Source organism: Corynebacterium sp. KPL2895 (assembly GCF_040225815.1).
Classification (GTDB): Bacteria; Actinomycetota; Actinomycetes; order Mycobacteriales; family Mycobacteriaceae; genus Corynebacterium; species Corynebacterium rhinophilum.
In genome coordinates, this window is sequence record NZ_JBEHFY010000060.1 from 1 (window position 1) to 692 (window position 692).

The 692-nt window shown below is 51.6% G+C and carries 1 protein-coding gene; it reads right to left on the minus strand.

Annotated elements, in window-relative coordinates; translation table 11 throughout:
- Nucleotides 1–557, minus strand: a 557-nt coding sequence (locus ABRP95_RS12060; RefSeq protein ID WP_349839494.1) for an IS3 family transposase, incomplete at its 3' end; no start/stop codon positions are given.
- Nucleotides 558–692 lie beyond the last annotated feature (135 nt).

Sequence of the window (692 nt, forward strand, 5' to 3'; positions counted from 1 at the left end):
CCACGATCGGCGTGGAAGACCACGCCGTCGGGTACTTCACCACGCAGGGTGTAAGCCATGCGCAGTGCACGTTCAACTAGGTAAGAATCCTGCACACTATCCATGGACCAGCCTAGGACTCGGCGGGAGTGTCCATCGCGGATAACGCATAGGTACAGCCAGCCCTCATTCGTGCGTAGATAGGTAATATCCGACATCCACACTCGATTAAGCTGCCCTTGATCAAATAGGCGTTTCACTAGGTCTGGAAGCGTTGACTTCCGCTTGGATTGAATCGTCGTTACGGGAACAAACGCCCTGGGTGAGATGCCTTCAATACCCATCATCCGCATGCGTTTGGCCACGGTTTTGCGATTCACATAGACCCCACCCTCGGCGAGTTCTGCAGTAATCCGTGGGGCACCGTAGACTTCGTCAGAATCTTCCCAGATGTCATGAATTTTCCTGTCTAACTGGTCGAGGAATCTCTGACGCTGATTTTCACCACGAAGCCGTACTGCTTGAGCCTTTTGCCATTTATAGTAGCCAGAACGAGAAACCTCTAATAACCTGCTCATTCGTTTGATGCTGTAGTTCGCCTTGCTCTGGCTGCATTAGCTCAAATTTTTCCGATCGCGTTGCTTCGCAGCGAAGAAGGCGGTGGCTTTTGACAAGAACTCATTATCCATCTTGGCCTCAGCTAACTCACGACG